Below are 23,516 nucleotides of genomic sequence, written 5' to 3' on the forward strand. Positions count from 1 at the left end.
AGCGAGCATGTGCGGAATCGTCGGTTACGTCGGCCCAAGGGACGCGGTCCCCGTGCTGCTGGAGGGCCTGCACCGGCTCGAATACCGGGGTTACGACTCGGCGGGCATCGCGGTCGAGGACGCGGGCGGCGGCGGGGTCCGGGTCGCCAAGACCGCCGGACGCGTCGCCGACCTGCGGCGGGCCGTGCCCGACGACATGGCGGGCGCGACCGGTATCGCGCACACCCGGTGGGCCACCCACGGCGAGCCCAGCGACCGCAACGCGCACCCGCACGTGGACGCCGCCGGGCGCATCGCGATCGTGCACAACGGCGTCTTCGAGAACTCCGACCGGCTCCGCGCCCAACTCGTCGCGGACGGTGTCGCGCTCGCCTCCGACACCGACAGCGAAGTCCTCGCGCACCTCGTCGCCCGCAGCACGGGCGAGACCCTCGAAGACGCCGTGCGCGAGGCGTTGGCGCAGGTCGAGGGCACCTACGGGGTGATCGTGATGGACGCCGAACGGCCTGGTGAGCTGGTCGCGGCCCGCCGGGGCAGCCCGGTCGTGCTCGGTGTCGGCGAGCAGGAGATGCTGGTCGCCTCCGACGTCGCCGCGCTGGTCCGCTACACCCAGCAGGTGATCTACCTGGACGACGACGAGATCGCCACGGTCACCGCCGACGGCTACCGCACGTCCACCATGGGCGCCCGCGCCACCAGCACCACCCGCTCCCCCACGTCGATCGACGCCGCGAGCGCCGAGTACGAGCTGGGCGACCACCCGGACTTCATGTACAAGGAGATGCGCGAGCAGCCGGACGCCGTCGACCGGTGCCTGCGCGGCCGGCTGGACCACCGGTTCTCCTCCGCCCGACTGGACGGCGTCGGCCTCACCCCGCAGGACTACCAGCGCATCCGCCGGGTCAAGCTCCTCGGCTGCGGTTCGGCGTACTACGCCGGGCAGCTGGGCGCGCAGCTGATCGAGGAGCTGGCCCGCATCCCCGCCGACGCCGAGCCCGCGTCCGAGTTCCGCTACCGCAACCCGGTCGTGGACCCCGACACGCTGTACGTCGTGCTCAGCCAGTCGGGTGAAACGCTGGACACGCTCGCCGCCGTGCAGGAGCTCAAGCGCAAGGGCGGTCACGTCATCGGCGTGGTCAACGCGGTCGGCAGCACGATCGCCCGCGAGTGCGGCCACGGGCTCTTCCTGCACGCCGGTCCCGAGGTGTCGGTGGCGGCGACCAAGTCGTTCACCACGATGGGCGTCGCGCTGGCGATGCTCGCGCTGGACCTGGGCCGGGTGCGTGACCTGTCGATCACCGAGGGTCGTCGGCTGGTCGGCGGCCTGTCGCAGCTGCCGGACCAGATCGCGCGGATCCTCGCCGCCGAGGACGAGATCGCGGAGATCGCCCGGAAGTACGCGGACGCGCGGCACATGTTCTTCGTCGGCCGGGTGCGCGCCTGGCCGGCGGCGCGGGAGGGCGCGCAGAAGCTCAAGGAGATCTCGTACGTGCACGCCGAGGCCTACCAGGCGTCCGAGCTGAAGCACGGGCCGTTGGCGCTGATCAACCCGGAGATGCCGACCGTGGTGCTGGTGCCGGACGACGAGCTGCTCACCAAGAACACCGGCACCATCGAGGAGATCAAGGCGCGCGGCGGGCCGGTCATCGCGGTCACCGACGCCGAGCTGCCCGCCGGTCTGGCCACGGACGTCATCCGGGTGCCCAAGGCGCACGAGGCCCTGTCCCCGATCACGTTGTCGGTGCCGTTGCAGCTGTTCGCCTACCACCTCGCCCACGCCCTGGGCCGGGACGTCGACCGGCCGCGCAACCTGGCGAAGAGCGTGACCGTCGAGTAGCCGGTCACATCGGCGGAGCCGGCCGCGCGGAGTTCGCCCGCCAGGCTCGCCAGGCGGCGGTTCGTCGGGCCACGAGGATCAGGTCGCGGTCCACCGCGAGCAGACGGGCGCAAGCGGCGCCGATGCCGGGCGCGGTGCCGGCGACGAGCGCAAGGGGTGATGCACGCCCCCAGCTTGCTCCAAACACCTGATCAGTGTCAAACGTTTGCTTCACGTAGCCGACATGACACCTGTCAAGTTACTGAGGGTTCCTTGCCGGCCGTCGGGCGTGTCGTCAGGATCGGTGGATGGCCGATCGAACGATTCGCTTGAACGGCAAGCAGGTCTCGGCCCCGTACCGGTCGGTGGGAACGGGTGAGGCGGAAAGTTCCGAGCAGTTGCTCTACTGGTTGCGGGAACGGCATGGCCAGCACGGGCCGCGCTTCGGTTGCGGCGTCTCACAGTGCGGGGCGTGCACGGTCCTTCTCGACGGCAGCCCGGCGAGATCGTGCACTCGGCAGATGCAGTGCGCACGCCCGGATCGTGGCCGCGATTTCGTCAGCGGCCAAGGAGATGGTCCGATGACGACGACACGCAGACAGTTTCTCGCGGGCGCCGTCGCGGTCGGGTTCACCCTGACCGCGGGCAGCGCTTCGGCACAGGGCGCGGGCCGGATCCGGGTGACCGCGGCGGGCGCCACGACCGAGTCCTGGCTGGTCCTCACGCCCGGCAAGATCACGCTGTACAGCGGCAAAGTGGATATCGGGACCGGGATCCGGACCGCGTTGACCCAGATCATGGTCGAAGAGCTGCGGCTCGGCGTGGCCGACGTCGACTACGTCGAAGGCGACACCATGCTCAGCGTCGGCCAGGGTCTCACGGCCGGCTCGAAGAGCATCCAGAACGGCGGTGTCCAGCTGCGGCAGGCAGCCGCGACCGCGTTCGCCGAACTACGACGCCGCGCGGCCTCGCACTTCGGCGTCGATCCGTCGCGACTGCGCGCGGAACGCGGCAAGTTCCGGGTCGATCGGCGGGCCGTCAGTTACTCCCGGCTGCTGGCCGGCGAGGTCACCGCCCTGCCTCTGGACACGCAGATCCCAGTGATGCGGCCGGCCGACTACGTCGTCGTCGGCAAGTCCGAGCCGCGGGTCGACCTGCCCGCCAAGCTCGACGCGACCTATCGGTACCTCGTCGACGTCGACCTGCCGGGCATGCTGCACGGTCGTGTCGTCCGGCCACCGGGGCGCAATTCCCGCGATCCCGTGATCGGCGACCTCGACCGGGCACGCGCGATCGACGGGTTCGTCGACGTGGTGCGGCGTGACCGGTTCATCGGCGTGGTCGCCGCATCCGAATGGGCGGCAGCCCGCGCGGCGGCGCCCGCCACCGGGATCACCGTCGACTGGACCGCGGGCGCGAAGCTCATCCCCCAGGCCGATCTGCCTGTCGCGCTGAGGGATCCGGTGAACCACTACCGGACCGTCGTCGAAATCGACACCGATCTCGACCCGTTGTTCGAGGCCGGGCCGACCGTGTTGGACGCGCAGTACTTCACCCCGTTCTACATGCACGGCGCGATGGGGCCGTCGACCGCGGTCGCCGACGTGCGCGACGCGCCCGACCCGGCGACCGGGATCCAGGTGACGATCTGGTCGAACACCCAGCGCGTCGGCACGTTGCGTGCTGTCATCGCCGTGTTGCTCGGCCTGGACCAGACGAAGGTCCGGGTCGTCTACACAGAGGGGTCCGGCGGTTACGGCCAGAGCGGCGCGGACGACGACGCGGCCGACGCGGCGCTGTTGTCGCAAGCCGTCCGGCGTCCGGTCCGCGTCCAGTGGACCCGGCAGAACGAGCACGGCTGGGAGCCGTTGGGCAGTGCGCAGGCGCACGACATGAAAGGAGCGGTCGGCCCCGACGGAATCACCGCCTGGTCGCACCTCTTCTACGCGCCACCGGCCATCGGCGGCGGCAACCTCGCGGGCGCCCTGGTAGGCGTCCTCCCCGGGCCGCTGCCGGGATCGTCGGTCAACTCGTCCGGCCGTAATGCGCCGGTCGCTTATGGCTTCCCGCAACGGGTCGAGGCCCGGCTGGTCAAGACGTTCGACACCACCGGGCCGGACTCCGCGACTCCGGCGAGTCCGCTGACGTACCGGATTCCGCGCACGACCTCGTTGCGCTCGCTGGGTGGCTTCTCCAACAGCTTCGCCAACGAGTCCTTCTTCGACGAGCTGGCGCATGCCGCCGGGCAGGATCCGCTGGAGCTGCGGATCAAGTCCCTGCCGGATCCCCGTGCGGTCGCGGTGTGCGAGGCGCTGCGGGAGGTCTGGCGGTCCAGGCCACCTGGTGGCAACGGAATCGGTGCGGGCGTGGCGTTCCAGCAGTACGAAGTGGAGAACGCCTACGTCGCGGCCTATGTGGAGCTGCGGGTCGACCTGTCGACCGGGCAGATCCGTGTCACCAAGGTCGTCGTCGCGCACGACTGCGGCCTGATCATCAATCCGGACGGGGTGCGCAACCAGATCGAAGGCAATGTCGTGCAAGGGATCAGCCGCACCGTGAAGGAGGAGGTGCACTACAACGACGACCGGGTCACCTCGGTGGTGTGGCAGTCCAGCCGGTTCAACCCCGGGCCGCAGTACGAGGTGCTCCGGTTCAACGAAGTGCCTTCGATCGAGACGATCCTGATCAATCACGTCGACGAGCCCGCGCTCGGCGCCGGGGAGCCGACGATCGGCGCGATTCCCGGCGCGATCGGCAACGCGGTCTTCGCCGCCACCGGCAAGCGAATTCGGACCCTGCCGTTGACACCGGATCGCATCAGGGCCTGAACGCGCGAGTCGAACGTTCGACTCTCGGGTTGTCGAATGTTCGACGGGGGTGGTTTTGCCGTGCCCCAAACAAGATGCGGGAATTGACGGCGATCACCGGCCGGCCGGATGGTGCCACCGGGAACGCTCCCGGTGCACCTCCGGAAGGGGAGAGCAATGAAGCTCACAGCCACGCTCACGGGACTCGCGCTCGTCGCGGGTGCCGTGACCGCCGTAGCCCAACCGGCCGCCGCCGCGACCGTCGACACCTCCGCCACCTACGTGCTGGTCTCCCGGTACAGCGGCAAGGCGGTCCAGGTCGGGTCCACGGCGGACGGTGCGGCGGTCGTGCAGGCCACCCGGGTCGACTCCGCCGCCCAGCAGTGGCAGTTCGTCGACTCCGGCGGCGGCTACTACCGGCTGAAGTCGCGCCTGAGCGGGAAGGTCGTGGACATCGCGTCCTCGTCCACCGCCAACGGCGCGAACGTCGTGCAGTGGACCGACAAGAACGCCACCAACCAGCAGTTCAGCCTGGCCGACTCGGACGGCGGCCACGTCCGGTTCGTCAACCGCAACAGCGGCAAGGCGCTGGACCTCTGGGAGCGCTCCACCGCCGACGGCGCCCGCATCTCCCAGTACGACGACAACGGCGGTACCAACCAGCAGTGGCAGCTGGTCCGCCTGGCCGCGGCCACCGTCGGCTCGCCCACCGACCCGAACATCAGGTACTTCGGCCGCTGGAACTACAGCAACCCGGCCGCGTACGTGTCGGAGTGGGCGGGCGCGTACGTGGTGGTCGGCTTCACCGGCCGCACCATCAAGCTGCGCCAGCGCAACGCGATCGACTTCTTCGTCAGCATCGACGGCGGGCCGGACGTGTCGTACACCAACCGGAGCGGCACGGTCGACCTCACGCCCACCCCGTTGGCGAGCGGCAACCACACGATGCGGGTGTCCTACCGGCCGATCGCCGGGTCGTACCGGGGTGACGCGGTGTTCCAGGGCGTCGAGCTGGAGGCGGGTGCGCGGACGTTCGCGCCCACCGTGCCGTCGAAGATCGTCGAGTTCGTCGGCGACTCGATCACCGTGGGCCAGCTGTCGTCCAAGCAGGCGCTCACCGCGTACGGGTGGCTGGTCGGCGAACGGCTCGGCGCGGGCCACACGCAGATCGCGGTCGGCGGCGCGTGCCTGGTGTCGGCGGCGGACGGCTGCATCGGGATGAGCGACCGGTTCCTCCGCACCGGTCTGCAGGCGGACGCGTCGAACTGGGACTTCTCCCGGTACCGCGCGGACGTCGTGGTGATCAACCTGGGCACCAACGACGTCGGGCACAGCGTGACCGGGCCGCAGTTCCAGAGCGCGTACGTGACGCTGCTGCGGCGGGCGCGGGAGAAGTACCCGACCGCGACCGTGCTGGCGATGCAGACGTTCCGCAAGCGCTTCATCCCGGAGACGCAGGCGGCGGTGCAGACCGTGAACGACCCGAAGATCCGGTTCGTCGACACCACCGGCTGGATCGTGGAGTCCACCGACACGTCGGACAACGTGCACCCGAACGACCAGGGGCACCGCAAGATCGCCGACCGGCTGGCCCCGCTCGTCTCGGCCGCGCTGGGTTCCTGAGGTTCCCGACCGTCGGGCCGGGTGGTCGCGCTCCGACCACCCGGCCCGATATCAGGTCGACGTGCCGGGGCGCCGGGTCCGGGGTGACGCCCAGTTCGGCCGCGAGCGCGTCGAACGCCGCCGTCATCGCCTCGGACATGGCGCCCGACGACACCCGGACGGGCGCTCACCAGCTCACCACTGGATGTCGCTCAACCCCTCCAACGGCGCGCGCTCCTCCAACGACTCCGGCAGCACCAGCGTGTCGGCCGCCTTCAAGGCCGCCGGGAACGTGAAGCCGCACCGCTCCTCGACCTCGCCCAACGCCACCTGGAACACCCGGAACTCGTCCAGTTCCAGCGACTCCAACTGGTCCAGGTTCTGCGTCAGCACGAACGCCCGCGCCTTCAGCTCCCCGGCCGACGCGAACGCGAGCACCTTCCAGTACTCGCGCGGCAACGGCACGCCGCGGAACACCCGGTCGTCGGACCGGAACACCGGGCCGCCGTAGACGCTGACCTTCAGGTCGTCCACGTCCGCGTCCTCCAGCACCGCGTCCTCCAGCCGACCCCACAGCCCGCGCCGCGCGCTCTGGTTGAAGTCGTCCATCTGGGGCGTGATGTTGGTGAAGAAGAACGAGTCCTTGTTGGCCCGCTCCGCGACCGCCTTCGGCCCCCACAGCAGGTCCGCGCGCCGGGCCAGGTGCCCGCGGTCCAGCCGGTTGTCCCGGTACAGCTCGTCGCCGATCTGGAACTCCCCCGGGATGCGCGGGTCGAGCAGGAACGGGATGCCGCTGCGGTTGATCTTCTTCAGCCCGCCGCCGTCGATGTTCCACGCCACCCAGAACGCGAACCGCCGCGACTTGCTCTGCGCCAGCGAGAAGTGCGTGTAGTCGATCACCGTCGACCCGTTCAGCTCGACCGCGTCGGCCCGCGCCTCCTGACCAAGCTCCGGCACGCCCACCGGCACACCGAGGAAGTCCCCGTCGAACCCGGCCAGCGCCACCTCGAGCTTCTTCGGCCGATCGAGCGTGATGTCCAGCTTCTCGAACACCGACGCCGGCAGGCACGCCAGCGCGTGCTCGTCCGGGCTGTCACCGGCCTCGCCCGCGAAGTGCAGGCCCGCCATCGTCTTGCCGGTCTTGCCGTTGGACGCCTTGAACATCCACGCCGCGCCGGAGTCGCCGCCCATGCTGATCTCGCCGTCGGCGGCGGGGTGCGACGGGTCCGGTCCGATCTCGAAGCAGCCGATCTGCCGCTGCCCCACACCGGGGCCGTAGTCGATCTTGGCGAGGGTGTCCACGCGCCGGACCACGCCGTGCGTCACGGCGGTCGTCCGGCCGCTCTTCACGACCTTGTCGCCCAGCTCCGGCTCGCCCAGCTTGTCCACCGCGACGCCCAGGTCCAGGATCTCCGGCTCGAACCCGCGGCCCTCGACGGTGGCGATGGCGCAGTCGCCCGCCGCGCCCAGGTGCGACCGGACGAGCCGGCCGAGCCGGTTGCGGTCGGTGCGGTTGTCGTCGTGCACGCCGGGCTGGACGACGTCCTCACCCAGCGCGCCCTGCGGCCCGTGCAGGACGTGCCAGTTGCTCAGGGTGTACGGGGTGCCGTCGACCCGGTCGTACACGACGCAGCCGATCGTGCCCGCGGACACCCGCACGTGGCCCACGCTCACCCCCGGCACCACCGGGTCGATCCGCGTCTTGCGCACGCTGCTGACCGGCTCCTCCACCACGTGGAAGTCGATCCGGTAGTCGCGTTGCAGCACGTCGGTGGGCACCGGGACGCCGTCCACCTCGATCGTCTCGGGCAGCAGCGAGGTGCCGAGCGCGCCCAGCGCCTCGGGCGCGGCCTTCTGCCGGACGGTGAACTGGACGGCGATCTCGTTCGTCGGCTTGCCGTCGACGACCTTGTAGCCGATCCCGATCGAGGACACGTTCGGGTCCCGCAGGTAGTCGGCGCCCTTCGTGCGCACGAACCGCCGGAGCGAAGCCTGCAAATCGTTCGTCTTCTTGGCCATGAGCGCAAACCCCCTGGTGTGTGCGCGCTGGTGGCCTTGCTGTCGGCCTCGCCCGATCCAGTGTTAACCCAGACCCGTTGCGTTCACCCTTTCGGGCTAATGTCGGCCACCGAATGCAGTGTCCACCCCCGAGACGGCTGAAAGTTGACCATCGGACGGCTGATGGTTGAACTCTGATCGGACCTGTCGTCGGCCCCGCCGTCGTGCTGTGGTTCAGGGGCACGTCGAGCACGTTCCCCGACGACCCCCTGCATGTTGGAGGAGCTGTGAAGATCAGACACGTGGCGGTGGCGAGCGCGCTGTTATCCGGGCTGGTCGCCGCGCCCGCGCACGCCGCCCCGGTCGGCGCGGTGCTCTACAGCGGGCACCCGCAGGCCGTGGCGGACAGCTACATCGTGGTGCTGAAGCGGCACGAGGACCTGGCCGCCGCCCGGTCCGCCGCAACCGGCGTCACGTTCACCTACCGGTCGGCGTTGGCCGGGTTCGCGGTGCGGGCGAGCGCGAAGGAGGCCAGGCGGCTCGCCGCCGATCCGCGCGTCGCCTACGTCGCGCAGGACGTGCGGGTGCGGTTGGCGCCCCACGATCTGACTGCGCAGGACGTCACCGCGCGAGACGTCACCGCGCGAGACGTCACCGCGCAGGACGTCACCGCGCAGGCCGTGGTCGTGCAGCCGAACCCGCCGTCGTGGGGCCTGGACCGGATCGACCAGCGCTCCCTGCCGCTGGACACCAAGTACTTCCACCCGAACACCGCCTCCACCGTGCGGGCGTACATCTTCGGCACCGGCATCCGGTACTCCCACCAGGAGTTCAACGGCGCGGCCGTGCCCGGCCTGGACACCGTCGGCGGCGTCAACCCGCCCGGCAACGACTGCAACGGCCACGGCACGCACATGGCGGGCACGGTCGGCGGGCAGACCACCGGTGTGGCGAAGGACGTGACCCTGGTGTCCGTGCGGGTGCTCAACTACCAGGGCTCCGGCACGTACGCGCAGATCATCGCGGGTATCGACTGGGCGACCAGCGACGCGGCGGCCAGCGGCAAGAAGGCGGTCGCGCTGATGACCCCCGGCGGCGGGCTGCACCAGGCGTTCAACGACGCCATCACCGCGTCGATCAACGCGAACGTGCACTACTCGGTCGTGTCGGGCGGCTCCAACTCCAACGCGTGCAACTACTCCCCCGGCAGCACGCCGCTCGCCACCACCGTCGGCGCGACGGACGTCAACGACGCGAAGGCGAGCTTCTCCAACTACGGGCCGTGCATCGACGTGTGGGCGCCGGGCGTGAACATCACGTCGGCGTGGGGCACGTCCGACAACGCGTACTCGACCATCAGCGGCTCCACGGCGTCCGCGCACGCGGCGGGCGTGGCGGCGTTGTGGCGGCACCGGTTCCCCGGCGACTCGGCGGTGGCCGTGGCCGAGGCGTTGCGGGCCAACGCCACACCGGGCGTGATCACCAATCCGGGCGCGGGATCGTCGAACCTGCTGCTGTTCATGGGCATGATCCCGGTCTGAGGTCGCGCGGCCCTCACAGCAGTCCGTGGTCGCGGGCGTAGACGGCGGCCTGCGTGCGGTCGCGCAGGCCGAGCCGGCCCAGGATGCGGGAGACGTGGTTCTTCACCGTGCCCTCGCTCAGGTGGAGGCGTCCGGCGATCTCCCGGTTGGTGGAGCCGGTGGCGACCAACCGCAGCACGTCCACCTCGCGATCGGTGAGGTCGAGGTTCCCGTCGGCGACCTGGCGTTCGTGCCCCAGTGCGGACGCCAGTCGAGCCGCCGCGGCCGGGTCGAACTGGACGACGCCGGAGTGCGCGAGCCGGACGGCGGCGGCCAGTTCGACCGCGGGCCGGTCCTTGAGCAGGTAGCCGCTCGCCCCTGCTCTCAGGGCCCGCACCACGTACTCCTCGTCGTCGAACGTGGTCAGCATGACCACCCTCGTGCGCGGATTTCGGTGTCGGAGCACGCCGAGCGCGTCGATACCGTCCAGCACCGGCATCCGCACGTCCATCAGGACGACGTCCGGGTCCTCGCTCACGGCCAGGTCGACCGCGGCCCTGCCGTCACCGGCCGTGCCGACCACCGAGATGCCCGGCTGGATGTCGAGCAGGGCGGCGATGCCCTCCCGGATGAGCTGCTGGTCGTCCACCACGATCACGCGCACGTCGCTCACGCCGTCCCCCTCGGCACGACCACGGTGAGCCGGGTGCCCGCGCCCGCGACGACCTCGACCGACCCGCCGGCCTGCGCGATCCGCTCCCGCAGGCCGTTCAGCCCGAAGCCTTCCCGTTCCGGCGGGAAACCGGGCCCGTCGTCGGCCACCACCAACCGCGCTTCGCGCTGTCCACAGTGGACGGTGACCCGCACGTCCGAACCCCGGGCGTGGCGCATCGCATTGGTGATCCCCTCCTGGGCGGCCCGGTAGAGCGCCAGCAGAGCCGCCGGGGCGTAACGGGATTCGTCACCCGTGCAGTCGACCGACACCCCGAGCCCACGGGTCAACCCGGCCAACGACTCGGCCAGCCGGAAGGGCTCGCGCAGTGCGCGGACCGAAGTCCGCACGTCCTCCAACGCCCGCCGGGCCGACTCACGCGCGTCCTCGATCGCCCGATCCGCCACCTCGGGGTCGAGGTCGCGGAACGCCGACGCCTTCTCCAGCAGCACCGACACCGCCGTGAGGTGGTGGCCGAGACCGTCGTGGATGTCGCGCGCCACCCGGTTCCGCTCGGCCGCCGCCGACAGTTCGGCCATGGCCAACGCCAGGACCAGCCCGATGCCGAACATCAGCAGGTCGGACACGTGCTCGACGGACCGCGCCCACCCCGGCACGGTGAGCTGGAAGGCGACCACGAGGAAGACCGCGCTCGCCGCCCCGACACCCACCGCGACCACGCGCCCGAACGCGAAGTAGGCGCTGAACGGCAGGAGCAGGAACAACACCCGCGCCATCCCGGACCCGTCGGAGAACGCGACCAACACCACCAGCCCGGCCTGAACCGCCAACACCGCCGCCGCCGGAAACCGCGAGCCGACCACGTCGACCAGGACGAGCGCGGCGAGGCCGAGCACGAACGGCACCCACAGCGTCACCCCGAGCCCGGCCAGCCCCGCGTAACCGCCGGCCACCAACACGGCCCCGCACAGCAGGGGCGACAACCACGACAGAGGACGCACACCGGCAGGCTACGTCCCGCAACCCCTTTGAGGGCGCGGCCGATCAGCGCACAGCCAGGCCAGTCAACGCGCGGCCGATCAGCGCACAGCCAGTCGCCGGGTCGTCGAGGAACGGCCGGTGGGCGACGCCTTCGAGACCGCGGAACCTCCGCACGGCCGCGTCCAACAACACCCCGTCACCGGCCGTCAGCCGCACCACGCGCACCGGGCCACCGTACCGATCGCCAGGGCGTCACCCGGCACGTGCCGATCGGCACCCCCAAGTCTGGCCGCCCGGCACTCCCGGTGCCGTGACCTGCGCCGATAACGTCGCCGCCATGACCTTCCTGCTGCGTTTCGGCGCCGTCAGCGGCGCGTTGTCGGGCCTGTTCATCGCCCTGCCGGGAGCGGTCGAGGGGTTTGTCGGGGAGACGACCGCGACGAGTCTGGTGATCGGTGTGTCGCCCGCCCTGGCCGCCCCGCTGCTCACGGCCCTCTACCTCAAGCAGCCGCGCACCACGCTCGGCACCGTCGGCTACGTGGTGAACTTCCTGGGCCTCGGCCTGTTCGGCGCGGCGGCGTACGCGTTGAACGTCGTCCTGTTCCACCTCGACCAACCGGTGCTCGCCGCCCCGACCAAGATCGTCCTCTCGGCCAGCGCCCTGGTCTTCGCGGTCGGCACGGTCCTGTTCGCGGTGGGCATGCTCAGATCCCGCGCCCACCCGCCCGTTCCGGTGTGGACCTACGCGATCGCGCTGCCGCTCTTCACCTTCGCCGCACGCCTGCCGGACACGCCGCTGACCAGCGCGCTGCACGTCATCGTCGGCGGCACGCTGGTGTGGCTGGCCCGATCGGTCTACCCGGCGGCGAGCCGACCGGCCACGTACAGCAGCACCAAAATCGACACGATCCCCGCGTAGGGCACGAACACCCTCGGCCTGCCGCGGGTGCCGGCCCAGGTCACCACCACCGCCACCGCCCACACCAACGCCGTCCCGCCGGCCGCCACGACCATCGGCAGCTGCCCGTACGTGCAGACGCCCCTCACCGAGTGCTCGCAACTGACCGTCGGCGTGAACGCCATCAGCCCGTACACCAGGGCGACCGGCGCGAACAAGCAGAGCAGCACCGTACCGACCACGGCCAGACCCTTCATGGACCCGCACGGTAGCAGCACCACCGTGCGGGTCCACAAAGGACTCAAGGTGCCCAGGGCGCGGTGACGGCCCAGCTCACGTCCTCGTCGTAGGACGCGGGGCTGTCGAACGCGTGGGCGCCGCCGTTCACCGCCACCCACACCTCCTCCGCGTAGTGCCGCACGCTCGAACCCAGCTCGTTGACCGACGCCAGCCGCACGCCACCGGTCCCCGGCTGGGCGCAGAACGTCGCGTCCCTCCGGAACAGGTCGGTGCCGTCCGACGGGGCCAGCCGCACCCGGAACGCCGCGTGACGCAGGTACTGCCCGGGGTAGTTGCGCGACTCCAACGAGTAGCAGGACGGCTCCGCCAGACCACGCCGCACCACGAACGTCGCGTCCGCCTTCAGCAGGTCCGGGCTGCCCGCGTCCACCACGTCCGTCCGGGCCAGGCTGTCCCGGTGCCGCAGGTACCGGTCGGTGAACCCCGGCGTGGTCACCCGGAACGACCGCGCCTGGTCCAGCGGCAGGTCGGCGCCGCTGCGCCACAGCGGAACGACCGCCGCCCACGTGGTGTCCGCTGCGAAGCCCGTCGCGCCGTCCCACGGGTTCGGCCCACCGGACCGCGCCAGGTACACGCCCTCGGCGTAGTGCCGGACGAAGTGACCGGGCAGGTTGCGCGACTCCAACGCCGTGCCGCCCGAACCGGCACGCGCGCAGAACGTCGCGTCCCCGGCGAACCCGGCCGACCCGTCGTTCACCTCGGACCGCACCCGGAACGCGGAGTGCCGCAGGAACCGTCCCGGGAAGTTGCGCGATTCGAACGACAGGCACGCCGCGTCCGACAGACCCGGCCGGGCCCAGAACGTGGCGTCCAACCGGCCCGTGTCGTCACCGATCACGTCGGTGCGCGCCACGCCGTCACGGTGCCGCAGGTGCCGGTCCGTGAAACCGGCCGTGGTGACCCGCAGCGAGATCGCCTCGCCGCGCCCGACCTCGGTGCCGGCGGCCAGCGCGAGCACCCGCCGGTTGACCTCCCGCACCCGCGCCTCGGACACCTTCAGCACCTGCCGGTCGTAGGTGTAGAAGCCGTTGACCTCGTTCTCCACGTCGTAGGGCTCGGTGTAGACGGACGCGGACAGCCCGCGCGTGTGCACGAACCGGCCGACCTCCTCGGTGATCTCCGCGTACCGGTTGGTCAACGACGTCTCGTCGGGGAACAGCTCGCCGTACGCGAACCCCGCGCCCGGCTGCCACTCGTGGCCGACGACGCGCCGGCCCAGCCCGCCGAACTCGCCGAGCACCGCCACCCGGTTCGCGTCGGGCTGCCGCGTGCCACTGGACATCTGGTAGGCGTGGTCGTCGATGATGTCGCCGTTGCCCGGATCGGGGTCGGAGACGCAGCAGTTGGAGCCCGAGTTGTGGTTGATCAGCCGGGTGTCGTCGATCGAGCGGACCAGGTCCACGATCCGGCCGGCGTCGTACTCGCCCCAGCCCTCGTTGAACGGCACCCACTGCACGATCGACGTGATGCCCTTGAGCTGGTCGATCATCCGCCGCAACTCGGACTCGAAGTGGGTGCGCCCGTTGGGCACGTCGTCGACCGCGTCCAGCGACGGCATGTCCTGCCACACCATCAGGCCGAGCCGGTCGGCGTGGTAGTACCAGCGGGCGGGTTCGACCTTGATGTGCTTGCGGACCATGTTGAAGCCGAGCGCCTTCTGCCGTTCCAGGTCGAACCGCAGGGCGGCGTCGGTGGGCGCGGTGTAGATGCCGTCCGGCCAGTAGCCCTGGTCCAGGGTGCCGAGTTGGAACACGAACTCGCCGTTGAGCAGCGGGCGCATCACGCCGCCGACCACCGCCTTGCCCAGCGACCTCATGCCGAAGTAGCCCTTGACCACGTCGCCGCCCATGGTGACCCGCAGGTCGTAGAGGAACGGGTCGTCCGGCGACCACAACCGGGCGTCGGGCACGGGCACCCGCAGGTGAGCGCCCGTCCTGCCGACAGCCGTGCCGACGACCCGACCGCCGGACAGCACCTCGGCGCGCACTCGTTGACCGGCCGTGCCCCGCACGACCAGGTCGAGCACGCCCGCCGCGACGTCCGGGGTGGTGTCCAGGCGCGTGATGTGGTTGGCCGCCACCGGTTCCAGCCATACCGTCTGCCAAATACCGGACGCGGCGGTGTAGAAGATGCCGCTCGGATCGCGTCGCTGTTTGCCGATCGGATGCGAAGCACCGTCCACGGTCGACCGCACGCCGACGATCACCTCGTTCACGCCGCCGCGCAGGGCGTTGGTGATGTCGAACGAGAACGCGTCGAACCCGCCGGTGTGCGTGCCGACGGCGACGCCGTTGGCCCAGACGCGGGTCTCCCAGGTGACCGCGCCGAAGTTGAGCTTCACCCGGCGGCCGTTCCAGCCGGCCGGGACGGTGAACGTGCGGCGGTAGAACATGTGGTCCTCGTGCCGCTTGATACCGGAGAGCGCGGACTCGATCGGGTAAGGCACCAGCACGCCCTCGGCGAGCGGCCGGCCGAACGGCGGCGAGGACAGGTTCGGCGCGCCGGTGAACTCCCAGACGCCGTTGAGGTTGAGCCAGTCCGACCGCACCAGCTGCGGGCGCGGGTACTCGGGTAACGCGTTGGTCGGTGACACCTGGCCGGTCCACGGCGTGGTCAGGGGCGCCGGTTTGGGCTGCCAGACGGCCGCGGACGCGGTGCCGGGCAGGGCGATGACGAGGGTGCTCAGGACGAGGAGTCCGGTCAGCCCGGACAACAGCTTGCGCATGGTGGCTCCACGATCGGCAGGGTGCTGGTGACGTGGTGCTGGGTGACCCGGTGCTGGGTGACCTGGGTCACTTCCTGTTCTTACATCGTTGATACAACGTTGTAAAGCGGTCGGGCGGCCGGCTACGATCCCGGTCGTTCCCGAGACCCACCTCGGCCAGGACCCGGAGGCGCCGCTTTGGCCACGCTCAAGGACGTCGCCGCGCTGGCCGGCGTGTCGGTGAAGACGGTGTCGAACGTGGTCAACGGCTACGCGTTCGTGAAACCGGAGAACCGCCGCCGGGTCGAGGAGGCGCTGGTCACCACGGGCTACCGGCCGAACCTGGGCGCGCGCAACCTGCGCCGGGGCCGGACCGGGTTCGTCGCCCTGGTGCTGCCGGAACTGGTCGTGCCGTACTTCGCGGAGCTGGCCGGGCTGGTGCTCGGCGCGGCCCAGGAGCACGAGTGGAACGTGCTGATCGAGCAGACCCTCGGCACCCGCGAGGGCGAACGGGACACGCTCGCGTCGCTCGGCCCGCACATGATCGACGGCGCGATCGTGAGCCCGGAGGCGTTGCAGGCGCGGGACTTCGGCGAGCTGGCGCCCGGCATCCCGGTGGTGATGCTCGGCGAGCACTCGGTCGACCTGCCGATGGACCACGTCGGCATCGACAACGTGGAGGCGGCGCGGGCGGCCGTGGCGCACCTGGTCGGTCTCGGCCGCACCCGGATCGCGGCGATCGGCGCGCACCCGCACCGCGGCACGGCCGCGCAACGCCTGGAGGGCTACCGGCTCGCGTTGACCGAGGCGGGCCTGCCGGTGCGCGACGAGCTGGTGGCGACCGCGTTGAACTACCACCGACGGGACGGCGCGGAGGCGATGACGAGGCTGCTGGCCGCCGCCGAGCCGCCGGACGCGGTGTTCTGCTTCAACGACCTGCTGGCCGTCGGCGCGGTGCGCGCGGCGGTGGAGCGGGGCCTGCGCGTGCCCGCCGACGTGGCGGTCGTCGGGTTCGACAACACCGAGGAAGGCGCGTACAGCCTGCCGTCGCTCACCACGGTCGCACCGGACAAGGCCGCCATCGCGCGGGCCGCGGTGGACCTGCTGCGACGGCGCGTGGAAGACCCGGAACGGCCGCCGGAGCACGTGCGGACGCCGTTCTCGTTGGAGGTTCGAGAGAGCACGAGAGGTGACGCGTGACGCGTGACGGGGTCTTCGAGGCGCCTGGTCGGATCAACCTGATCGGCGAGCACACCGACTACAACGACGGTTTCGTCCTGCCCATCGCGTTGCCGCACGTCGTGCGGATCACCGCGGCGCGGCGGGACGACGGCGTGCTGCGGGTGGCGTCGCGCCAGGCGAACGGCGTGGCCGAGCTCCGCCTGGTCGACCTCGCGCCAGGCGTGGTGACCGGGTGGGCCGCCTACGTGGCGGGTGTGGTGTGGGCGTTGCGCGAGGCGGGGCACCCGATCGGCGGGTTCGGCCTGCTGGTGGACGGGAAGGTGCCGTTGGGCGCGGGTCTGTCGTCGTCGGCGGCGTTGGAGAGCGCGACCGCGCTGGCGGTGACCGAGCTGTCCGGTGTCTCGCTGGACCGCCGCACGCTGGCGCGGATCGCGCAGCGGGCGGAGAACGAGTTCGTCGGCATGCCGTGCGGGATCATGGACCAGTCGGCGTCGCTGCTGGCGCGGGAGCGGCACGCGTTGCTGCTCGACACGCGCACGATGGCGACCGAGCACATCCCGTTCGACCTGGCCCCGGCCGGGCTCACGCTGCTGGTGGTGGACACCAAGGCGCCACACCGGCTGGTGGACGGCGAGTACGCGGCACGGCGGCGCGACTGCCACCGCGCGGCGGAGCTGCTGGGCGTGCCCGCGCTACGCGACTTGGACCCTGCCGATCTCGACGGGGCCGACCGCGACCTGCCCGACCGGCTGGCCCGCCGGGTGCGGCACGTGGTGACCGAGAACCGGCGGGTCGTGGAGGTGGCGGAACTGCTGCGCGCCGACCGGATCCGCGAGATCGGGCCGCTGATGACCGCCTCGCACGCGTCACTGCGGGACGATTACGAGGTGACCGTGCCGGAGCTGGACGTGGCGGTGGACGCGGTGCTCTCGGCGGGTGCGTTGGGCGCCCGGATGACCGGCGGCGGCTTCGGCGGATGTGTGATCGCGCTGGTCGAGGAGTCCGCCGTGGAGGCGTGCACGACGGCGGTGCACACGGCGTTCGCCGAACGCGGCTTCACCACCCCGGACTGCTGGACCGCAACCGCGGCGGCCGGGGCACGCCGAGCGGACCACGTCCCCGCGGGCGTCGAGTAGCTGTGGTCTAGGCGCCGGGTACCCGGTAGTCCGGGATCCTGGTCCGCGCCTCGTCCATCTCTGCCGCGGTCAGCAGCGGGGTCGTGCGGATTTGGACGCTGCCGCTCTGGTTGATGACGAGCGACATAGCTGCGGCCGCCGAGGGGTCGGCGTCGATGACGACGATCACGTCGTCATCGCCGTAGGCGAAGTAGAACGCCTCGACCTTCCCCCCGATGGACTCCACGAGGCTGCGGATGTAGGCCTCACGCGCGACGAAGCCCTCTTTGACTACGCCCTGGAAGCCGGCCTGCGTGTACTTGGCGTGGATCAGGAATTTCGCCATGGTGCACCTCGTCGGTCACAAGTCGTTCCGGCGCTCCCCCACTGCAAGGTAAGTCCGCCGTCGAGTGATCACCACTCGAACCCCGGCCGCACGCACGACCTCTTTCCCACGGGTTCCCACGGGTTCCCATGGGAATTCCGCATCGGCCGGGGCCGGACCCATTCGCCGAGTTTATCGGTAACCAATACATCTCCTAGTTGGACAGACGTTCACCAGCAACGGAGGCGCGATCGTCTCGCGAGGGCCTGTCATCCCACCTCCGGCGAGGCCTCTCCCGCTCCATCGGCCGGACACGTCGGGGATGGCCGCTGATCACCTCCGCCGTGTACGCAGGTACCCGAAACGCGTTCTTCCCGGCCCTGCACGGAAGGAGAGCCGATGTCCCCACTGACTCGACGAACGCTCATCGCCGGCGGCATCGCGAGCGCCGGCGTGACGGTTCTCGCCCCCACCACCGCGAACGCCATCTCCTACCCGTTCACGCTGGGAGTCGCCTCCGGTGAGCCCGCCGCGGACGGCTTCGTGATCTGGACGCGCCTCGCGCCGAGCCCGCTCAACGCCGACGGCCTCGGCGGCATGACCAGCGCCTCGGTCGCGGTGGAGTGGCAGGTCGCGACCGACCAGCGGTTCGCCCAGATCGTGCGCAGCGGCACGGCGACCGCGACGCAGACGTGGGCGCACAGCGTGCACGTCGAGGTGGACGGCCTGGAGCCCGGCCGCGAGTACTTCTACCGGTTCCGCGCCGCCGGGCACATCTCCCCCGTCGGCCGGGGCGTCACCGCGCCCGCGCCCGGCACCAGCCCGGCGCTGACCATGCTGTTCGCCTCCTGCTCGCACTTCGAGGAGGGCTACTTCACCGCGTACCGGCGGATGGCCGAGGAGAACCCGCACCTCATCCTGCACCTGGGCGACTACATCTACGAGGGCGCGGCGACCACCACGAAGGTGCGCAAGTTCGCGCCCGGCACCGAGATCGACGGCCTCGCCGACTACCGGATCCGGCACGCGCAGTACAAGACGGACGTGGACCTCCAGGCCGCGCACGCCGCCGCGCCGTGGCTGGTCGTCTGGGACGACCACGAGGTGGAGAACAACTACGCCAAGCTGGTGCGCAACGACTCCTCGCCCGCGGGCGACTTCCGCGCCCGCCGTGCGGCGGCGTACAAGGCGTACTACGAGCACATGCCGCTGCGCGCCGCACAGGCGCCGGTCGCGGAGAACATGCAGCTGTACCGCCGGGTCCGCTGGGGCAGCCTGGCCACGTTCCACATGCTCGACACCCGCCAGTACCGCGACGACCAGGCGTGCGGCGACGGCTCGAAGGTGTGCCCGGAGGCCGACGACCCGGCCCGCACGCTGATCGGCGCGACGCAGGAGTCCTGGCTCCTCGACGGGATGCGGCAGAAGCTCGGCACGTGGGACTTCCTCGGCCAGCAGGTGTTCTTCGCGCAACGCCTGAACTCCGCCGACGGCGCGAAGTCCATGGACGCGTGGGACGGCTACAGCGCCAACCGCGGCCGGTTGCAGCGCGGCTGGGACGCGGCGGGCCTGCGCAACACCGTGGTGCTGACCGGTGACGTGCACCGGTCGTGGGCGGCGAACCTGATGAACAACTACAGCACCCAGGACCGGATCGTCGGCACCGAACTGGTGACCACGTCGATCACGTCCGGCGGCGACGGCAACGCGGCCGACACCGGCCTGAACTCCCTCAACCCGCACGTGAAGTTCTTCAAGAACCTGCGCGGCTACGTCCGCACCGTCACCTCCCCCACCCAGATGAACGTGGACTTCCGCTTCGTCGACCGGGTCACCGCGCGCGACTACCCGATCAGGACGTTGCAGAGCTACGTCATCCAGGCAGGCAACCCGGGATTGCAGGCGCCATGAGAAAACTGACGATCGTGATCGCGGCGGCGCTCATGCTGCTGGGCGCCGGCACCGCGTCTGCGGCGGCCACGTGGACCGCCGTGAACAGCACCGCCACCGGCGACCAGGACAACGCCGCCGTGTCCGCGGTGCGCAACGGCTGGACCGCCGTGGTGTGGGAGGACGACCGCGACGACGCGACGCCCACCGACCCCGCGCACAGCGACGTGTGGGTCCGCATGTTCAAGGACGGCGTGTCCCGCTACGAGAAGAAGCTGTCCGAAGGCGGCACCAGCGGCACCACTTGGCGGCACGTGCAGCCGGACGTCGCGGTGCACGACAACGGCAGCGCGGTCGTGGTGTGGGCCGATGACCCCGACGGCAACGGCTACTACAACATCCAGGTGCGGGTCCTCGGCACCGACGGCGCGGTCACCGGTTCCGCGCGGGCCAACGCGAACGCCGACGGGCAGCAGATCGACCCGGCCGTGGCCGCCGATCCCGACACGGGTGGTTTCGCGGTGGCGTGGGAGGACAAGCAGACCGGCGTCAACGCGACCGTGCGGGTGGCCGGGTTCGCGTCCGTGACGTCGAAGACCTACGAGGCGCAGGTGCACACGACCGGCGGCACGCACCAGCGGCCGGACGTGGCCATGGGCGCGGCGGGCAACGCGATCGTGGTGTGGGACGAGGACGGCGACGGCAACGGGTTCTTCAACGTCGGCCGCAAGATCCTCACCCCGTCCGGTGGCGTGAAGCTGGCGCAGGGCGTGGCCAACGTGAGCGGTGACGGGCAGCAGCGGCGGGCGGTCGTGGCGGCGAACTTCAACGGCGACTTCACGGTGGCCTGGGAGACCGACCACACCGGCACGGCACAGGTTGGCGCGCGGTCGTTCAACGCCGCCGGGACCGCCCGGACGGCCGCCGACACGCTGCTGCCGGGAACCGACCCGCAGATCGGCATCGACGACCAGCTCAACGTCGTGGTGACGTGGGTAGAGGCGTCGGACGTGCACACGCAGGGCCTGAATCCGGACGGCACGGTCGCGGGCAGGCTGCCGCGCCAGCCGACCGTGTCCACCGCGACGGGCAGGCAGGACGAGCCCGCGCTGGGCGTCGACGCGTGGGGCCAGATCACCGTCGTCTACACCGACGACAACGACGGCAACGGGTTCGACCAGGTCTACCTCGGCACCGGGCTGGTCAACAGCACCTGGTGAGGTCATGCTCGCGGCGCGCCCGGCACCCCTTCCCCGGAGCGCGCCGCGAGCATGTCGGCCACGGATGCGTCCTACCGGGGCGCGGGCACCAGGAAGAACGGACTCAGGTAGGCGACCGTCCGGCCTGCCGAGCGGTAGTCGGCGAACGGGGCAGCCCGGCGGTCGGCCGGGCGCGCCGGGTCGCTCACCCGCACCACCACCCAGTCGCCCGCCTCGCGGTCCAGTCGTACCGTCAGCGACACCAGCCCGGTCTCGGACACGGTGAAGTCCATCTCGCTGACGACGGTCGGGAGCGGCCGCCCGGTGCGCAGGACCTGCAGTCGCAGCGGGTGCCCGACCCAGTCGGCGCCACCGTCGAAGTGGACCACGATGTCCACATCGCCTCGATCGATGGCCAGCTGCGAGCCCATCGCCTGTCCGTTGGCGGCGCCGTCGACCAGCAGGCCGCGCTCCCGGGTTGCGAACATCCTCCTGCGCAGCATCGCCTCCCGCACAGCCTGCCGGGACCGCCCCCTGGTCCACAGACCGGTCCGCCCGAGGCCTTCCGGGAACCCCCAGTGCGATCCGTGCTCGTCGGTGACTCCCGTCAGGCCGACTCGCCAGCCCTTGTCCAGGCACTCCACCAGCGGCGACACCTCACCGGTGTCCACCCGCTCGAACAGGTAGTCCTCGTCGCGGTTGAACATCTCGAAGGCGACCATGCGTTCGGCCAACTCGCGGTCGTAGCGGAAGATCCCGAAGCGGCCCACCTCCCGGCCGGGGTGGTTGAACCCGATCAGGCCGTCCAGCCCGCCGCCCTTGCCCCGCCGATCCGGGTCGGCGCGGAGCCATTCGTAGAACTCGGCCATGGCGGCCGGATCGTCCGGCGGACCCGGGTCGCCGATCGCGAGCTGCGCCGGTACGCCATCGGCGGTCAGCGGCAGCGGTTCCGTCCAAGTGCTGGAGCCCCAGACATTCATGTGCCCCAGCGAGGGGCTCGACCACTCGAAGCCGCGGATCGCGACGAACTCGCCGGGTGCGTCGGCCGCGTCGGCGATGGCGCCCAGCTTTTGCCAGCCCGCGTCGTCGATGGTCTTCGCGGGCTCGCAGATCCCGTACGCGTGGTCGGTCACGGCCGCGACGTCGAGGCCGGCGGCGCGCATCGATGCGTACGCGTCCTCGGCCCAACCGGCCCCGTCCGAGAACTGGGTGTGATTGTGCAGATCGGCGTGGAGCAGGCGGTCCTGACCGTCCGGGAAGAGCCGCGACCGGTCGCGCGCCCCCGGTCCGGTCCGCTTTCCGATCAGCAGCGCTCGGGTGGGATCGCCGCTCACCGCGCGTCCCCGTTCAGGACGCGCCGGTAGACATCGACCGTCCGGCGGGCCACATCGGTCCAGGAGAACATTTCCCCGGCCCGCTTGCGGCCCGCACGGCCCAGTTCCGCGGCCCAGGCCGGGTCGTCGAGGACGGCGTTCACCGACTCGGCCAGTTCGCCGACGTAGCTGTCATCCGAATACGGCACCAGCACTCCCGTCTCGCCGTGTACGACGACTTCCGGTATCCCCCCGACCTTTGCCGCGACAACCGCCGTCCCGCAGGCCATGGCCTCCAGGTTCACGATGCCCATCGGTTCGTACACCGACGGGCAGACGAACACCGTCGCCGCCGCGTAGAGCTGACGCAGGACCGCGGTGTCGTGCAGGTCGGGAATCCACAGCACGCTGTCGCGTTCGGTGCGCAGCTCGGCGATCGCCCGTGCCACCTCGTCCGCGAGTTCGGGTGTGTCCGGAGCGCCCGCGCAGAGCACGAACTGCGCGTCCGGGTTGAACCGGTGTGCCGCCGCGAGCAGCGGAAGAATCCCCTTCTGCCGGGAAACCCTGCCCACGAACAGGACCAACGGCCGGTCCACGTCGATCCCGTACCGGACCAGGGCCGACCGCTCCTCGGTCGGGTGAAACTCCTCGGTGTCTATTCCGTTGCGGACGACGAAGACGCGTTCGGGATCGAGGTAGGGGTTGCACTCGAGGACATCGCCGCGCATCCACTCGCTCACCGCGATCACCGCGTCCGCGCTGCGGTAGGCGGTGTCCTCGATCCAAGACGACACACCGTAACCGCTGTCCAGTTGCTCGGCCTTCCAAGGTCTGCGCACCTCCAACGAGTGCGCTGTGATCACGTGGGGCACTCCGTACATGGTCTTGGTGAGGTGGCCCGCCATGTTCGTGTACCAGGTGTGGGAGTGCACCAAGTGGACGTCGCCCAGCCGCGCGGTCATGTCCGCGTTCACCGACAGCGTCCGCAGCGCCATGTTCGCGTCGGCGACGGCGGCGGGCCACTGGTAGCGGTGGACGTGGGCGGGATCGTCGGCGGCCCTTTCCCCGAACCCGTGCACATCGACGTCGATCAGGCGGCGTAGTCGCGGCACCAGGTTGCCCACATGCGCCCCTCCTCCGCCGTACACCTCGGGCGGATACTCACGCGTCAGGAGTCCGATTCGCACGACACC

The 23,516-nt window shown here is 70.8% G+C and carries 18 protein-coding genes; 9 read left to right on the forward strand and 9 right to left on the reverse strand.

Annotated features, from left to right (window positions below):
- Nucleotides 1-7 precede the first annotated feature (7 nt).
- From glmS to FM051_RS14710, 3 genes are all read left to right on the forward strand, one after another.
- Nucleotides 8-1,837: a glutamine--fructose-6-phosphate transaminase (isomerizing) gene (gene glmS / locus FM051_RS14700; RefSeq protein ID WP_158843523.1), complete on the forward strand. Its 1,830-nt coding sequence runs from the start codon at nucleotides 8-10 to the stop codon at nucleotides 1,835-1,837.
- A 560-nt stretch (nucleotides 1,838-2,397) separates the two neighbouring features.
- Nucleotides 2,398-4,644: a xanthine dehydrogenase family protein molybdopterin-binding subunit gene (locus tag FM051_RS14705; protein WP_158843524.1), complete on the forward strand. Its 2,247-nt coding sequence runs from the start codon at nucleotides 2,398-2,400 to the stop codon at nucleotides 4,642-4,644.
- Between the two features lie 156 nt (nucleotides 4,645-4,800).
- Complete coding sequence (locus FM051_RS14710; protein ID WP_202918842.1) at nucleotides 4,801-6,246, forward strand: RICIN domain-containing protein; 1,446 nt, start codon at nucleotides 4,801-4,803, stop codon at nucleotides 6,244-6,246.
- 174 nt (nucleotides 6,247-6,420) lie between these two features.
- On the opposite strand, the gene FM051_RS14715 is transcribed toward FM051_RS14710, so the two are convergent.
- A complete protein-coding gene (locus FM051_RS14715; RefSeq protein ID WP_158843526.1) occupies nucleotides 6,421-8,244 on the reverse strand; it encodes a DNA/RNA non-specific endonuclease in 1,824 nt (607 codons plus the stop codon).
- Nucleotides 8,245-8,510: 266 nt separating this feature from the next.
- Here FM051_RS14715 and FM051_RS14720 point away from each other — a divergent pair, with 266 nt between their 5' ends.
- Complete coding sequence (locus tag FM051_RS14720) at nucleotides 8,511-9,764, forward strand: S8 family peptidase (RefSeq protein ID WP_202918843.1); 1,254 nt, start codon at nucleotides 8,511-8,513, stop codon at nucleotides 9,762-9,764.
- A gap of 13 nt (nucleotides 9,765-9,777) precedes the next feature.
- On the opposite strand, the gene FM051_RS14725 is transcribed toward FM051_RS14720, so the two are convergent.
- The 3 genes from FM051_RS14725 to FM051_RS14735 are packed head-to-tail and all read right to left on the reverse strand — an operon-like array spanning nucleotide 9,778 to nucleotide 11,622.
- Nucleotides 9,778-10,416: a response regulator gene (locus FM051_RS14725; protein ID WP_158843527.1), complete on the reverse strand. Its 639-nt coding sequence runs from the start codon at nucleotides 10,414-10,416 to the stop codon at nucleotides 9,778-9,780.
- Nucleotides 10,413-11,417, reverse strand: a complete 1,005-nt coding sequence (locus tag FM051_RS14730) for a sensor histidine kinase (protein WP_158843528.1) — start codon at nucleotides 11,415-11,417, stop codon at nucleotides 10,413-10,415. The genes FM051_RS14725 and FM051_RS14730 overlap by 4 nt, the downstream gene beginning before the upstream one ends.
- Before the next feature lie 43 nt (nucleotides 11,418-11,460).
- Nucleotides 11,461-11,622, reverse strand: a complete 162-nt coding sequence (locus FM051_RS14735) for a hypothetical protein (protein WP_158843529.1) — start codon at nucleotides 11,620-11,622, stop codon at nucleotides 11,461-11,463.
- Nucleotides 11,623-11,734: 112 nt separating this feature from the next.
- Between FM051_RS14735 and FM051_RS14740 the strand changes: the two genes are divergently transcribed.
- A complete protein-coding gene (locus FM051_RS14740) occupies nucleotides 11,735-12,316 on the forward strand; it encodes a hypothetical protein (protein WP_158843530.1) in 582 nt (193 codons plus the stop codon).
- Here the strand turns inward: FM051_RS14740 and FM051_RS14745 are convergent.
- Together FM051_RS14745 and FM051_RS14750 are read right to left on the reverse strand one after the other, a co-directional pair.
- Nucleotides 12,253-12,552, reverse strand: coding sequence for a hypothetical protein (locus tag FM051_RS14745; protein ID WP_158843531.1), 300 nt, complete (start codon nucleotides 12,550-12,552; stop codon nucleotides 12,253-12,255). The two genes, FM051_RS14740 and FM051_RS14745, sit on opposite strands and share 64 nt — an antisense overlap.
- 44 nt (nucleotides 12,553-12,596) lie before the next feature.
- Nucleotides 12,597-15,320 carry an AbfB domain-containing protein gene (locus FM051_RS14750; protein ID WP_158843532.1) on the reverse strand — a complete coding sequence of 908 codons (2,724 nt, stop codon included), beginning with the start codon at nucleotides 15,318-15,320 and terminating at the stop codon, nucleotides 12,597-12,599.
- A 177-nt stretch (nucleotides 15,321-15,497) separates the two neighbouring features.
- Here FM051_RS14750 and FM051_RS14755 point away from each other — a divergent pair, with 177 nt between their 5' ends.
- Entirely contained in the window at nucleotides 15,498-16,499 is a 1,002-nt protein-coding gene (locus tag FM051_RS14755) for a LacI family DNA-binding transcriptional regulator (RefSeq protein ID WP_158843533.1), read from the forward strand.
- Nucleotides 16,496-17,617: a galactokinase gene (gene galK / locus FM051_RS14760; protein WP_158843534.1), complete on the forward strand. Its 1,122-nt coding sequence runs from the start codon at nucleotides 16,496-16,498 to the stop codon at nucleotides 17,615-17,617. The genes FM051_RS14755 and galK overlap by 4 nt, the downstream gene beginning before the upstream one ends.
- 7 nt (nucleotides 17,618-17,624) lie before the next feature.
- Here the strand turns inward: galK and FM051_RS14765 are convergent, their stop codons facing one another.
- Nucleotides 17,625-17,942, reverse strand: a complete 318-nt coding sequence (locus FM051_RS14765; RefSeq protein ID WP_158843535.1) for a GYD domain-containing protein — start codon at nucleotides 17,940-17,942, stop codon at nucleotides 17,625-17,627.
- Nucleotides 17,943-18,320: 378 nt separating this feature from the next.
- Between FM051_RS14765 and FM051_RS14770 the strand changes: the two genes are divergently transcribed.
- A complete protein-coding gene (locus FM051_RS14770; RefSeq protein WP_158843536.1) occupies nucleotides 18,321-19,832 on the forward strand; it encodes an alkaline phosphatase D family protein in 1,512 nt (503 codons plus the stop codon).
- A complete protein-coding gene (locus FM051_RS14775) occupies nucleotides 19,829-21,031 on the forward strand; it encodes a hypothetical protein (protein ID WP_158843537.1) in 1,203 nt (400 codons plus the stop codon). The genes FM051_RS14770 and FM051_RS14775 overlap by 4 nt, the downstream gene beginning before the upstream one ends.
- A 71-nt stretch (nucleotides 21,032-21,102) precedes the next feature.
- Here FM051_RS14775 and FM051_RS14780 read toward each other — a convergent pair whose 3' ends face one another.
- Together FM051_RS14780 and glgA are read right to left on the reverse strand one after the other, a co-directional pair.
- Nucleotides 21,103-22,344 carry a CehA/McbA family metallohydrolase gene (locus FM051_RS14780; RefSeq protein WP_158843538.1) on the reverse strand — a complete coding sequence of 414 codons (1,242 nt, stop codon included), beginning with the start codon at nucleotides 22,342-22,344 and terminating at the stop codon, nucleotides 21,103-21,105.
- Nucleotides 22,341-23,510 (reverse strand): glycogen synthase, encoded by a 1,170-nt coding sequence (gene glgA / locus FM051_RS14785; protein ID WP_158843539.1) that lies wholly within the window; start codon nucleotides 23,508-23,510, stop codon nucleotides 22,341-22,343. Before glgA ends, FM051_RS14780 begins: the two co-directional genes overlap by 4 nt.
- Between the last annotated feature and the right edge of the window lie 6 nt (nucleotides 23,511-23,516).

The sequence above is a fragment of the Saccharothrix deserti genome (assembly GCF_009769385.1).
Lineage (GTDB): Bacteria > Actinomycetota > Actinomycetes > Mycobacteriales > Pseudonocardiaceae > Actinosynnema > Actinosynnema deserti.